The 13,438-nt window shown below is 41.2% G+C and carries 11 protein-coding genes and 5 tRNA genes; all 16 read right to left on the reverse strand.

The window, feature by feature from the left end; genetic code table 11:
- Positions 1 to 130: 130 nt before the first annotated feature.
- Entirely contained in the window at positions 131 to 1,318 is a 1,188-nt protein-coding gene (gene tuf, locus ACLRYO_RS04145) for an elongation factor Tu (RefSeq protein WP_012864763.1), read from the reverse strand.
- Between the two features lie 180 nt (positions 1,319 to 1,498).
- Positions 1,499 to 1,575: transfer RNA gene (locus ACLRYO_RS04150), tRNA-Met, on the reverse strand.
- Between the two features lie 5 nt (positions 1,576 to 1,580).
- Positions 1,581 to 1,656: transfer RNA gene (locus tag ACLRYO_RS04155), tRNA-Thr, on the reverse strand.
- A gap of 31 nt (positions 1,657 to 1,687) precedes the next feature.
- Positions 1,688 to 1,763: transfer RNA gene (locus ACLRYO_RS04160), tRNA-Met, on the reverse strand.
- A 5-nt stretch (positions 1,764 to 1,768) separates the two neighbouring features.
- Positions 1,769 to 1,853, reverse strand: a tRNA-Tyr gene (locus ACLRYO_RS04165).
- Positions 1,854 to 1,863: 10 nt separating this feature from the next.
- A tRNA-Thr gene (locus tag ACLRYO_RS04170) sits at positions 1,864 to 1,939 on the reverse strand.
- Positions 1,940 to 2,385: 446 nt separating this feature from the next.
- Positions 2,386 to 2,850 (reverse strand): BREX-3 system P-loop-containing protein BrxF, encoded by a 465-nt coding sequence (gene brxF, locus ACLRYO_RS04175; protein ID WP_413084685.1) that lies wholly within the window; start codon positions 2,848 to 2,850, stop codon positions 2,386 to 2,388.
- Positions 2,851 to 2,878: 28 nt separating this feature from the next.
- On the reverse strand, positions 2,879 to 4,300 hold the full coding sequence (locus ACLRYO_RS04180; protein WP_316055619.1) for a hypothetical protein: 1,422 nt from the start codon (positions 4,298 to 4,300) through the stop codon (positions 2,879 to 2,881).
- Positions 4,297 to 4,950, reverse strand: a complete 654-nt coding sequence (gene hypB / locus ACLRYO_RS04185) for a hydrogenase nickel incorporation protein HypB (protein WP_004697543.1) — start codon at positions 4,948 to 4,950, stop codon at positions 4,297 to 4,299. The genes ACLRYO_RS04180 and hypB overlap by 4 nt, the downstream gene beginning before the upstream one ends.
- Positions 4,951 to 4,965: 15 nt before the next feature.
- Positions 4,966 to 5,307 carry a hydrogenase maturation nickel metallochaperone HypA gene (locus tag ACLRYO_RS04190; RefSeq protein WP_221741248.1) on the reverse strand — a complete coding sequence of 114 codons (342 nt, stop codon included), beginning with the start codon at positions 5,305 to 5,307 and terminating at the stop codon, positions 4,966 to 4,968.
- Complete coding sequence (locus tag ACLRYO_RS04195; protein ID WP_038125694.1) at positions 5,300 to 6,127, reverse strand: bifunctional 5,10-methylenetetrahydrofolate dehydrogenase/5,10-methenyltetrahydrofolate cyclohydrolase; 828 nt, start codon at positions 6,125 to 6,127, stop codon at positions 5,300 to 5,302. Before ACLRYO_RS04195 ends, ACLRYO_RS04190 begins: the two co-directional genes overlap by 8 nt.
- A gap of 118 nt (positions 6,128 to 6,245) precedes the next feature.
- Positions 6,246 to 8,213 (reverse strand): penicillin-binding transpeptidase domain-containing protein, encoded by a 1,968-nt coding sequence (locus ACLRYO_RS04200; RefSeq protein WP_221741247.1) that lies wholly within the window; start codon positions 8,211 to 8,213, stop codon positions 6,246 to 6,248.
- Positions 8,213 to 9,631, reverse strand: a complete 1,419-nt coding sequence (locus ACLRYO_RS04205; protein WP_221741246.1) for a CCA tRNA nucleotidyltransferase — start codon at positions 9,629 to 9,631, stop codon at positions 8,213 to 8,215. The genes ACLRYO_RS04200 and ACLRYO_RS04205 overlap by 1 nt, the downstream gene beginning before the upstream one ends.
- A 69-nt stretch (positions 9,632 to 9,700) precedes the next feature.
- Positions 9,701 to 10,573 (reverse strand): L-serine ammonia-lyase, iron-sulfur-dependent, subunit alpha, encoded by an 873-nt coding sequence (gene sdaAA, locus ACLRYO_RS04210; protein WP_021148532.1) that lies wholly within the window; start codon positions 10,571 to 10,573, stop codon positions 9,701 to 9,703.
- 11 nt (positions 10,574 to 10,584) lie between these two features.
- A complete protein-coding gene (gene sdaAB, locus ACLRYO_RS04215; RefSeq protein ID WP_021148533.1) occupies positions 10,585 to 11,247 on the reverse strand; it encodes an L-serine ammonia-lyase, iron-sulfur-dependent subunit beta in 663 nt (220 codons plus the stop codon).
- Between the two features lie 552 nt (positions 11,248 to 11,799).
- Positions 11,800 to 13,365 carry a hydroxylamine reductase gene (gene hcp / locus ACLRYO_RS04220; RefSeq protein ID WP_012864778.1) on the reverse strand — a complete coding sequence of 522 codons (1,566 nt, stop codon included), beginning with the start codon at positions 13,363 to 13,365 and terminating at the stop codon, positions 11,800 to 11,802.
- Positions 13,366 to 13,438: the final 73 nt, after the last annotated feature.

Genomic DNA, 13,438 nt, shown 5'->3' on the forward strand with positions numbered 1-13,438 from the left:
TTAGCGATTCAATTCTATACTCTTAATCATCAATATATACAAAATAAAAGGGACCCATTGGGTCCCTTTTATTGAATCTAAAATTCAATTATATAGCTAATGTATCGATACATTGAGCTATAAACTTGTATTAACCTTCGATTTCTGTTACTACGCCAGCGCCTACTGTATGGCCACCTTCGCGGATCGCGAAACGAAGACCTTCTTCGATAGCGATTGGAGTAATCAATTCGATTTCCATTGTTACGTTATCGCCAGGCATACACATTTCTACACCTTCAGGAAGGTTTACAACACCTGTTACGTCTGTTGTACGGAAGTAGAATTGTGGACGGTAGTTGGAGAAGAATGGAGTATGACGACCACCTTCTTCTTTAGTCAATACGTATACTTCTGCTTTGAATTTTGTGTGTGGGTTGATGGAACCTGGTTTAGCCAATACTTGACCACGTTCGATGTCTTTACGATCAACACCACGAAGCAATGCACCTACGTTGTCACCTGCTACTGCAGAATCCAACACTTTACGGAACATTTCAAGACCTGTTACTACGTATTGTTCAGCTTTTTCTTTCAAGCCTACTACTTCAACAGTATCACCAACGTTTACTTGACCACGTTCAACACGGCCAGTTGCTACTGTACCACGACCAGTGATTGTGAAAACGTCTTCCACAGGCATCAAGAATGGTTTATCAGTGTCACGAACTGGTGTTGGGATGTAGGAGTCTACAGCGTCCATCAATTCGTCAATTTTAGCTACATATTGAGCATCGCCTTCCAAAGCTTTCAACGCGGAACCTACAACGATAGGTACTTCGTCACCAGGGAATTCGTAGGAAGAAAGAAGTTCACGAACTTCCATTTCTACCAATTCGATCAATTCTTCATCGTCAACCATGTCAGCTTTGTTCAAGAATACTACGATTGCAGGAACACCAACTTGGCGAGCCAACAAGATGTGTTCGCGAGTTTGAGGCATAGGGCCGTCAGCTGCGGATACAACCAAGATAGCGCCGTCCATTTGAGCCGCACCAGTAATCATGTTTTTAACATAGTCAGCATGGCCTGGGCAGTCAACGTGTGCATAGTGACGGTTAGCAGTTTCATACTCAACGTGTGCAGTGTTGATTGTGATACCGCGTTCACGTTCTTCTGGAGCTTTATCGATCATGCTGTAATCTTGGAAGTCAGCTTGACCTTTTTCAGCCAATACTTTAGTGATTGCAGCAGTCAAAGTAGTTTTACCATGGTCAACGTGACCGATTGTACCGATGTTAACATGCGGTTTCGTACGTTCAAATTTTTCTTTTGCCATTAGGATTATATCCTCCTTCACAAAAACAAATTACATTCTAGTATTAATATAATATATTAACCCTAATTTATCAATGGAATATAAGATTTCCTTACCTATTATTATACCATATATACAAAGTCTTAGAATAGCATGTCATATGTAAAGAAATAAAAAAATCCCCACCAAGGTGAGGTTTAATGGTGGCGGCACACGGATTTGAACCGCGGACACACCGGGTATGAACCGATTGCTCTAGCCAACTGAGCTATGCCGCCATGTATGGAGCTAGTGACCGGGATTGAACCGGTGACCTTATCCTTACCAAGGATACGCTCTGCCGACTGAGCTACACCAGCACAATGAACGATCATTTCACTGTGGTTTTTATGGTTGCGGGGACAGGACTTGAACCTGCGACCTTCGGGTTATGAGCCCGACGAGCTACCAACTGCTCCACCCCGCTATGAATGGTGGAGGGAGAAGGATTCGAACCTTCGAAGTCGAAGACGGCAGATTTACAGTCTGCTCCCTTTGGCCGCTCGGGAATCCCTCCATAAATAAAATGGAGCTGGCGATAGGAATTGAACCCACAACCTGCTGATTACAAGTCAGCTGCTCTACCTATTGAGCTACGCCAGCATCATTACGACAAGATGAATTGTATCACCTAGCACACTAAGTGTCAAGAACATTTAAAAACTTTTTTGAAGTTTTTCGTTCACTGTGGTCACTCTTAGTGCTTAATCATAATAACATGAAACGATACCCTATGCAAGTATTTTGTCAAAAAAAATTTATATTTTATCAATCCTCTATAAAATGCCTCGTTTTCAGTATATATCCAGTAATCAACTTTTATTTACTAGTATATTCTTTATATACCTTTACATAGTTTCATTCCTTACCAGTCCATGTCTGCTAACATCCATATTTCAGGTTTACTAAAATCAAATAATAGGAAATTACAAAACTATATTTTTTACCTAATAACTGTAATTATATAACTAAAAAAGGAGATAGCCCGCTATCTCCTTCTATACATCTATAGTTTTCCCTATATTCAACCAATATGTTCAAACATACATTTAGTCGATTGCAATAACATGATCTGGATGTGCAATACTAACTACAGCATGTTTAGGATTATTGTTATGTTCTAAGTACAACTGATCCCCTGCAATATGTCCACGCCAGCCAACGACAATAGGATACTTCTTACTAATAGTTTTTAACAACTCAAATGGTTTTAGATTTAAGATAGGTGCAAAGAATACATTAATGCCATCTAGCAAGACTACTTCCGTATCGCTACGGCTAAGAGCACGGCAAATAACTTCTTCCGCTAATTGAGGCCGTTCATCACGAGGCACGAGCAAAAACTCTTCCTCGATGAGTTGCTTAGCTTCCAAGTATTTCCAGCCCTTCTGCTCAGACAATTCACGAATTAGCAAACTTTTACCAGAACCTGGACCACCAACGATAAACAATATACGTTCATCATCACCTTGAATCTTTTCCCAACGTTCTTTTACATCTTGTACAGTAACCATACCCTTTGCCTCCTCGCTGTGACCTATCCTATTTTACAGGACGGTCAGATAACATAACGGATTTGATATATTGGTTTTTATCATCTAGGGCAAACTGTAAATAAGAGTTGCTTGCCGCTGGATTTTTATATTCATATACGGTAGACGTCCCCGCCTTTGTTGTAGATTCAACAATACGAGTTGGCATACCATACACAAAGAGCAATAAATATTTGGTATCACCCATCGCGATTCCACGACGTGTAGGCGTATAAACATTTAATAATACGCGATTGATAAGATCTTTTTTATCTACACTCACACCGTATTCATTATAGCCAATAAATGTGGAGCCAAACAATATGCCTTGATGTTTCCAATCATTATTAGGATCATTAACAAAATGGTCATTCAACTTGAAACCACGCAATACAAAATCATCAGCCGTAAGTGTACCAGCTTCAAAATCATACACTTCAGCTTTCGGCAATCCAAACCTAGGCCATACTTGTCCACTAATAATGTCTACAGCCTCTATATTGCTTTGTTTAATGGTGAAAGCAATATATTCTTTTTGCTGACCAAGCATAGATTGTTGTTGGCTATTACTATTTGTATTCTCTACAGGACTCTTAAACTCCTTTTTTTGAGGCAATGAATTTTCGGAATGCCCCTCATAAAGGAAAATATACGTCTCATTTTTCTTATCACGCCACATCGCATTAGGACTGCCATAGGCAAATATCAATTCCATCCGTGTGCTACCAGGGCCAATGTCACGTACTGTATTAGCGCCTTTTTTCGTACTATGAATATTTGTAATAGTATTTGGTTCAAAGAAGTAAGTCGCCCCTTGACCGCGCAATTGATTGTTAACCAACAATTCTTGAGCAGGTCCAGTATATACAGTTACTGCTACATCTTTCATGTAATAGGTAGTAAAGTTATCACGTACCTCAGTTTTTTCTACATCTTTTGGGACTTCAAACTGATTCCCCAATCGGTATGTGCCAATAGCATAGTCATCTTGAGAACCTAAAGGCGGTAAACTGTTTGCCGTATAAGACTTACCAATATCAGCTAAATTATTCTGAGTGATACTCGGCAAAGGACCTTCGTTCTCACTAGCCGCTTGCCAGAATTGTATAGAATCACCAAATTCAGTTACAGCCATTTGCTCTGCGAGCCATCCAGTTTTAGAACCTTCCTGTTTCGTTTTTGGGTCTAGCTTAACAACTCTAACTGGTGCATTATCAAGGTAAGACATGCTATCAACCTCACCAGTTCCATCTACACTACCATCATTGCTCGCATTAGCGGAATCTTGAGCTACAACGTTAGTGTCATCAGTAGTTTCTACTGCAACTGGGTTAACAGTGGAAATGGCAGGCTCTGCTGCATAACTGATTGTAGTAGCACACAAGCCCACAAGGAGGGCTGCTACAATACGGCTCTTCATAGAATAGTTCATCGATTATTCTCCAACTGTGCACGCAACCAATTCAACCATGTTTCAAGACCGTTGTGGGCCGTGCAACTTACTTCAAAAATTTCTCCATTTGGATTTAAATTACGGATATCTTGTATTGCCTGCTCCTTTTTGAAAGGCACATAAGGCAATAAATCAATCTTGTTAATAAGGATGGCCTTAGACTCTTTAAAGATTAACGGATACTTAAGGGGCTTATCTTCACCTTCGGTAACAGATAAAATCGTTACTTTCATGCTTTCACCAATCTCAAATTCCGCAGGGCAGACTAAATTGCCTACATTTTCGATAATAATCATATCGAGATCATCAAGATTAAGATCACCTAAGGCATCTTGAATCATCTGTGCATCGAGATGGCACCCACCAACTGTATTAATCTGGATAACAGGCACACCCAACTCATGAATGCGCTTGGCATCCTTTGCCGTAAATAAATCGCCTTCAATAACGGCTAAGCGATAATCCTTTTTTAAATCTTGTAAGGTTGCCTCCAAAAGGGAGGTCTTACCTGCCCCAGGTGAACCTAACAGGTTAAATACAAATATATTCTTTTCCTTAAACAACTGTTGTAAGGACTCTGCAATAGCATCGTTTTTTGCCAGTACATTAGTTTTAACTTGAACTTGCATGCCCTAACCTTTCTATCAATCGATATCTATAGAGGTCACTTGTAGCTCGCGACCGCCTATAGTTTGTACGAAATGGCTGTCACAATAAGGACAAATAAACGTATAATTTTTTACAAAAAATATTTTATCACAATCTAAACACTTTCCTTCAATAGGAATAGTATTGATTTCTATGCGTGAGCCTTCCGCAGGTGTTCCCTTCGTAATAGCTTCCCAACAAAATAGCAATGAATCCGGTTCTACCCCACTCATTAAACCTAAGTCTAGTTGAATAGAATGAATGACTGTCGCATCATGTTGACGTAAGGTATCGAGCGCTACATCAAGAATACCTTCTGCTATAGACATCTCATGCATGATATGCCTCGTATACCGCTTCTAGCATCATTGTCGTTGTTACGGATCCAACACCTCCTGGTACAGGAGTAATGGCAGATGCAATATCTTTTACCGCATCATAATCAACATCACCTACAGTTTTGCCGTCCAGTTCATTAATACCTACATCAATAACAACAGCACCAGGCTTAATCATATTAGCAGTAATCATATGAGCACGACCAGCCGCAGCAATAATAATATCACCACGCTTTACTTGCTCTACTAGATCAGAAGTTCTAGAATGGCACATTGTAACAGTACCATGTGCAGCGAGTGCCATAAGCGCTACAGGTTTACCGATAACTTGGCTACGACCGACTACAACCACATGTTTTCCTTCTAAAGGAATATTATAGTGATTTAAAATAGCCATACAAGCCTTAGCCGTACAAGGAGCAAAGCCACCCTTACCAGCTGTTACTAAACCGATGTTATATGTTGTAAGACCATCAATATCTTTTTTAGGATCTAACATATCGATAAGAGCTTCTGTATCAATGTGTTTAGGCATTGGCATTAGCGGTAAAATTCCATGAATAGATGGATCAGTATTTAATTCATGCAACGCCGCTACTACTTCATCTTGCGTTGTCGTTTCAGGCAATTGCTTTAGCACAAAACCATAGCCAAAATTTTTAGCTGTTTTTTCCATAAATGTAGCATACATATGAGCGCCGTGGTCTTCACCAACGAGTAATACTGCCATAGTAATTACAGAGTCGCCAACTGCTGCAACTTTTTCTTGTAAAATCGCCTTGTGAGCGTCTGCTACTGCTTTACCGCGTAATTCGATCATAAGTATCTCCATTCATTCAAACTATCTATAAAATAAGGTGCCTCCGGAGAGGCACCTAAGTCTCTTATTCTATTATATAACGAACTGTCTATAATTTCTAATTATGACCGAATTCGTTTTATCTACGGAAATGAACAGTAATTGCTGTACCAGCCTGAACAGTTGTACCGCTACTTTCATCTTGAGATGTAGCCGTACCAGTTCCATCCGGTTTAAAGGCAAGTCCCGCCTTATGTAACCAATCACGCACTTCACCATAGGTAAAACCAGTAAAGTTAGGCAATGTAACAGAACCATCACTTCCCGGTTTTGGTTCAGGTAATGTATTAGCAGCTTTAACAGCTACTGGTGTACTTTCTTTAACATACGGACTCATTTGGTAATACCGTACAAGTTGAGATACGATGTCCTTAAATACAGGGGCTGCAATTTGACTACCATAAAAAGAACCCTTTTGTGGGTCATCAATAACGACAAGAACTACAAATTTTGGATCCTCTACAGGGCCAAAGCCAATAAAGGACGCAATGTATTGTCCGTCGAGATAACCGCCATGTTTGGTATCTAGTTTTTGCGCCGTACCAGTTTTACCGCCGAAGTGATAACCTTCTACCATCGCTTTTGTACCGCCACCTTCGGATACTTCTTTTTCTAGAATATCTACAATGGTTTTAGCGGTTTCCGCCGGAACTGGTTGTCCCACAACAGATGTTTCAGTCGTACTTGTAACATCGCCTTGAGAGTTACTATAAGACTTGATGATATGTGGTTTCATCATAGCCCCACCATTAGAAAGTGCACCAAAGGCGCGAACCATTTGTAATGGTGTAACCGCAATACCTTGACCGATGGACATAGTCGCAACGTCTAGCTTACTCATATCCTCTGGATTATACAAAATACCTGCTCCTTCACCAGGCAATTCAATACCTGTTTCAGAACCAAAGCCATAATCACGTACATATTTCGAGAGAATATCTGCGCCTGTTAATGTACCAATTTCAGCCATACCAGTATTAATAGAGTACTTCAAAATATCTAGCAAACGAACAGGACCATATCCCTCACCATTCCAGTTTCTAATGATATGTCCATTGGCAGCGAAGGCCCCTTTATCGTTATACACAGTGTCTAACTTCCATTTGCCTGCTGCAAGAGCTGCAGATGCAATGATAGGTTTGAATGTAGAGCCTGGTTCATATAAATTGGTAACCGCAATATTTTTGAAAGCCTCTTCACCACTTTGGTTGTAGTTATTAGGATCATAACTTGGACGATTGGCCATCGCTAATATTTCACCGTTCTTTGGATCCATAACGATAACGCTGGCATGCTTAGCTCCTGTATCAACCATCGCCTTATCAAGAGCGCGTTCTGCAATAAATTGAATTGTTGCATCGATGGTTAAGGTTACACTTTTACCCTTATCTGGTAAAAATTTAGATAGTACGGAACCAAAGATGGCATTCCCTTTATTATCAGTAGCTACAATTTCTTGTTGTACGCCCCCCTTTAATTCGTCATCAAGAACCATTTCTAGCCCATCAAGGCCTTTATCATCAGTACCGACAAAGCCTAATACTTGTGCCGCTAAGACACCATTTGGATAATAGCGCTTAGATTCTTCAACGAAATTAAGGCCTGCAATATTATTATCCTTAATAACTTGTTGTACCCCTTTTGATTTGTCTGCATCCATCATACGATTCAACCAGACAAAGGCGGTATCCTCTTGCAAAGCTTTCACAATATTCTCTTTTGACATCGTTACGTACGGTGAGATGAGATCCGCAATCTCTTGAGGAGACTGTTTAATCATCTTCGGATCCGCATATAAAGATTTTGTAACTACACTCATCGCCAAAGGCTTGCCATTACGGTCATAGATTGTACCGCGCGGCGATTGTAATTTTCTATCTACTTGAACTTGTAATAAGTTTTTCTTCTCTAGGTCAAAGGTATCAAAGACCTGTAACTGTGCTAAACGCCCGATAAGGACGAAGGCAACGGTCATGAGTATGGCAAGGCACCACGTAGTGCGACTCCAATCACTCATGCGTAATAACGCTTTATTTAATAACTTCATCATTTCTCCACTGGACGGCGTAACTTATGGTCTAATGCATCATATAATGCATCTGGTTCATTGGGAATCACCCCATTTTGAACCTGACCTAATAAATACTGCAATCCTTCCCCCACTTTTTTCCCTGCAAGCTTAATAACTCGTTCGTCATAATTTAAATCCTTTGTATGGATAGGCATCTCTAGGCTAAGATCTGCCATACATTCACCAAAGGCTAAGGTGCCATCCGTCGATGCATAAGGCTTCCCACAGCCTAATACATCGGCAGCACAAACCTTAGCTAATTGCTCCCAGGCAGTGCGCATAATTTGGCTATCTCGGAACTCTCCACTCCGAGCTTCCTTGCGAAGCCATTTTTTCTCGTTTGCATCACCATTTTGTACGAAATAGTGAAAGCGCATGTGGTTTTTCACAATCCACGCCACTCGTTGCACAAAGGCCTTCGGATATCCTAGGCGTGTTAATAACGTTTCTGTCATCTCCGCTCCTAGTGTATCATGGCCACGATCTGTGAGGCGACCATTGATAACAGCTCGTACCGCTGGCATTCCCTTTGCCACATCATGTAATAAAGCACCCCAACGCAGCACCAAATCCGGTTCCGTATGGGACACAACGGCTAATGTATGGTACCAGCCATCGAATTCGTGAAAGTCCTTTTCTTGGGGCAAATTCACGAGATGGTATAGTTCAGGCAAGATAGGAACCTCTCGAGCCACTCCGTTTTCAACCACTCGACATGAACATTCTGCCAAACGCGACTGCACCAATACATCTAAACCTTTTGCCACAGCAGGCTCTAGCATGAGGCGATTAATTTCGTTGCGCACCCGCTCCAAGGATAAACCAGAGACGCGATGAAAAGCCTTAGGCATAGCCACTAATAGCTCTTTACTAGGCAAGAAATCCAACTTCGCCACAAAGCGGCACGCTCTAAATAATCGCAATGCATCTTCTTCAAAACGTTCCTGCGCATTACCAATAGTGCGTAATGTCTTATGTTTAATATCTCGGCGTCCACCTACGAGGTCGATAACCTCACCAAAGCGGTTCATCGCCATGCCGTTGACAGTAAAGTCACGACGTAACACATCTTCTTCTAAGGTATCGGCATAGATAATTTCTTCAGGGCGATGGCTATCTGCGCCATATCGCTCCGTTCTATATGTAGCAATTTCGTATTGCCTTCCCTCTAATGTAGCTACCACTACACCAAAAGATTTGCCTACGAGGTCTGTCGTTTGAATATCATGACTGCGAAGAACCTCAATTACCGTATCGGGACGTGCAGACGTCACAATATCGAAGTCATGTGGCTTTTGATGCATCAAAATATCGCGCACAGCACCGCCTATGATATAGGCTTCATGGCCGGCTTCTTCCAATATGGTCAATATTCGATTTGCTTGTTCCATCATACACGCTCCTTTCTGAACTAGTCTAACTTTTATTTTACTACAAATGAAAGCATGAAAAAAGTGCAATCCTTATAAGGATTGCACTCTTTCCGCAATAGCTGTACCTGTCGGTGTTATCGCAAGACCGCCATCACTTGTTTCACGCAATGCTGCCGGCATAGCGCGACCTATATTATTCATCGCTTCGATGACTTCATCTGGTGGAATTTGACTTTCAATATTCATTAACGCCATTTCAGATGCAGTAATAGCATGAACTGCATAGAAGCCATTACGTTTAACACATGGCACCTCTACGAGTCCCGCCACTGGATCACAAGCAAGCCCCAATAGATTTTTCATGCACAATGCAATAGCATGTCCGACTTGACGTGGTGAACCACCCATCATTTCGACGATAGCCCCTGCTGCCATACACGCAGCCGTACCAATTTCCGCTTGGCAACCGCCAACAGCACCAGCAACACAAGCTCGATTTGCCACCACATTGCCAATACCGGACGCAGCTAAGAAGCCTTTTACTACTGTAGCTCTATCTAATTGGTAGTGATCAGCTACTGCTTTCACAGCACCAGGCATAACACCACAAGAGCCCGCCGTAGGACAAGCAACAATGCGGAACATCTTTGCATTTGCCTCATTTACAGCAATAGCATACGTCATTGCCTTATACGCAATATCACTCATAAAACGAGGTGTTTGCCCATTAAGCTGTGCCGCTTGACCACCCGACATACCAGAAGCCGTTTTCTCCGCATAAGCTATACCATCTTGAATGGAGCTTTCAAAAATATCTAAGCGATTCTCTATTTCTCGAACAACCGCTTCTTCATTGCGATCATAATTTTCTAATTCATAGCGCAGTACTACATCGCCAAAGGAAATATTATTTTCCTCCGCTAGGCGAATAATATCTGCAATTGTATCATATGCATAACTCATTATTCGCCCTCCTATAACGCTTCAAAGGTCATCACATCCTGGATGCCTGGAAACTCGCGCATAAACTGAACTGTAATAGGATTTACCACCGTATCTGTAGTAATAACCATAACTGCATCCTTATGCTTGCCCTTACGGAATACGCGCATCGTAGCGATGTTAATATCAGACTCGCTCAAAGCTTGGCTGATAAGAGAAATCGCACCAGGTCTATCCTCATGGAACACTACAAGAGTGAACTCATCTCCTGTAATGGACATATCATTTCCATCTACTTCGGTAATCATAATCTGACCACCGCCGAGAGAGCGACCAATAACAGTCATATGACGATTATGTTCATCATACATATCAAAACGCACCACATTCGGATGCCCTACATCAAGAGGAGACTCAATAAAAGAAAACTCCATCCCCTCTTTTTTCGCTAATTCATGGGCAACTCGGATGTTCGCATCATCCTCTTTATAACCTAATAAGCCGCCAATCAAAGCACGATCCGTGCCATGCCCTTTATAGGTTTTTGCAAAAGATCCATATAATGTTAAATCTACCTTTTTGGGAGTAGAACGAAAAATACAACGCGCCATCTTCCCTAGCCGCGCAGCCCCCGCTGTATGCGAACTAGACGGACCAATCATAATAGGCCCTATAATATCAAAAATACTGTTCATACATACCTCTATATACACATAAACCATGTGAAAAAATCCTATTTCACCTATAGTATAGCAACCAATATCGAGCCTTGTCTATATGCACATTAGGGGCATATTTGTTTGTCTACAGAGGACTACTATTCTTATGAAAGCTGTTCTAAAACTTTGTATATTGATGGGACGCATCCATATCTACAGTTATAAAAGGGAAAGACTATACTTATGCAGCGACATCTCCCCCTCACCTCACTATTCTGATGAAAGCTATTTTATGAGTTTGTATATTGATGGGACTTATATTTCAGAAACGTTTTACTTATGGGCATAACCTATTGAGGGCCGACTTACGCTGAGTATGGAGGCATGAGATAGGTTATGCCCATTAGTAATCTAGTTGTCGCAATACTGTCAGGCCCCATCAATAAACAAACACTCGATAGATAGCTTTCACAATAATAGTAAAAAAACGCACCTAAGGATAACCCTAGGTGCGTTATTTATAACAACAGTCCTAAATCATAAAAGAGAGGGGACGTAGGACTGTAGTTAACAGATTAATAGATCCTATTAGCCCAAGATAGCTTTCATGTCAGCTTCTGGAGTTGTAATTGGATGTAATTGGAATTTTTCTACCAAAATGTTCAATACATTGCTGGAGAAGAATTTAGGCAAGGAAGGTCCGATGTAAATGTTACGGATACCCAATGCTAACAATGTTAACAAGATACATACCGCTTTTTGTTCGTACCAGGACAATACCAATGTCAATGGCAAGTCGTTTACATCACATTCAAATGCACCAGCTAAAGCTACTGCTACTTGAATAGCGGAGTAAGCATCGTTACATTGACCCATATCAAGGATACGAGGGATACCACCGATTTCGCCGATGTTCATGTCGTTGAAACGGAATTTACCACAAGCCAATGTCAATACTACAGTATCATTTGGAGTTTGTTTAACGAATTCAGTGTAGTAGTTACGGCCTACTTTAGCACCGTCACAACCACCTACCAAGAAGAAGTGTTTGATTGCGCCAGCTTTTACAGCATCAATTACTTTATCAGCAATACCCAATACTGTACCATGACCGAAACCTGTAGTTACTTCATGACCACCGTTGATACCAGTGAATTCTTGAGCTTCTTTGTAGCCGCCCAATTCGATAGCACGGTTGATAACTGCGGAGAAGTCTTTAGTACCATCTTCTTTTTCTTCGATATGTGCACAACCATCGAAACCTACCATATCTGTAGTGAAGATATTAGCTTTGTAGTTTTCTTTTGGTGGCATAATGCAGTTTGTAGTGAACAAGAATGCACCAGGAACATCAACAAATTCTTTTTGTTGGTTTTGCCATGCTGTACCGAAGTTACCTTTCAATTGAGGATGTTTCTTCAATTCAGGATAAGCGTGGCAAGGCAACATTTCACCATGAGTATAGATATTTACACCTTTACCATCAGTTTGTTCCAATAATTGTTTCAAGTCATGAAGGTCATGACCAGTTACAACGATGAAAGGACCTGGTTCTACGGTCAAAGGAACTGTAGTTGGTACAGGTGTACCATATGTTTCAGTATTAGCTTTATCAAGAACAGCCATACATTTCAAGTTGATATGACCGAATTCCATTAAAAGATCAAGCCATTCTTCAGCGCTGTGATCTTTAGCGAATTCTACCATACCTTTAACGAACCAAGCGTCAACATCAGCATCGTGGAAGCCAAGGCGAGCAGCATGCCATGCGTATGCAGCCATACCACGCATACCTAACAATAATGTGGAACGAAGGGATACGATGTCTTCTTCACCTTTCCACAATTGTTCCCAATCAAAGTTTTGTTGAGCGCTGTCCACTTTTGCATGGTAAGCATTCACTTCGTCAATGAATTCTTGAACGCGGTCTTCAGAGAAGTTTACGTTTGTTACACACATGAACAAACCGCGCATAATATAATCGATACCTTCTTTAGTATGACCCTTTACGTCTAAAGCGCGAGCCAAGCCAACTAAGGCAGCAGTTAATTCGTCTTGTAAGTTAGCAACTGGTGCAGTTTTACCACATACACCTTGTACAGTACAGCCACCTGGTGCTGCAGATTGTTCGCATTGATAACAGAACATACTCATTTAAAAATCCTCCTTTGCGAGACTTCCTCGCAGTCAAGCTAGATAATATAAAACCTATACATTACACTGATGT

Source organism: Veillonella parvula, from assembly GCF_047241225.1.
In the GTDB taxonomy this organism is placed as follows: Bacteria; Bacillota; Negativicutes; order Veillonellales; family Veillonellaceae; genus Veillonella; species Veillonella parvula_O.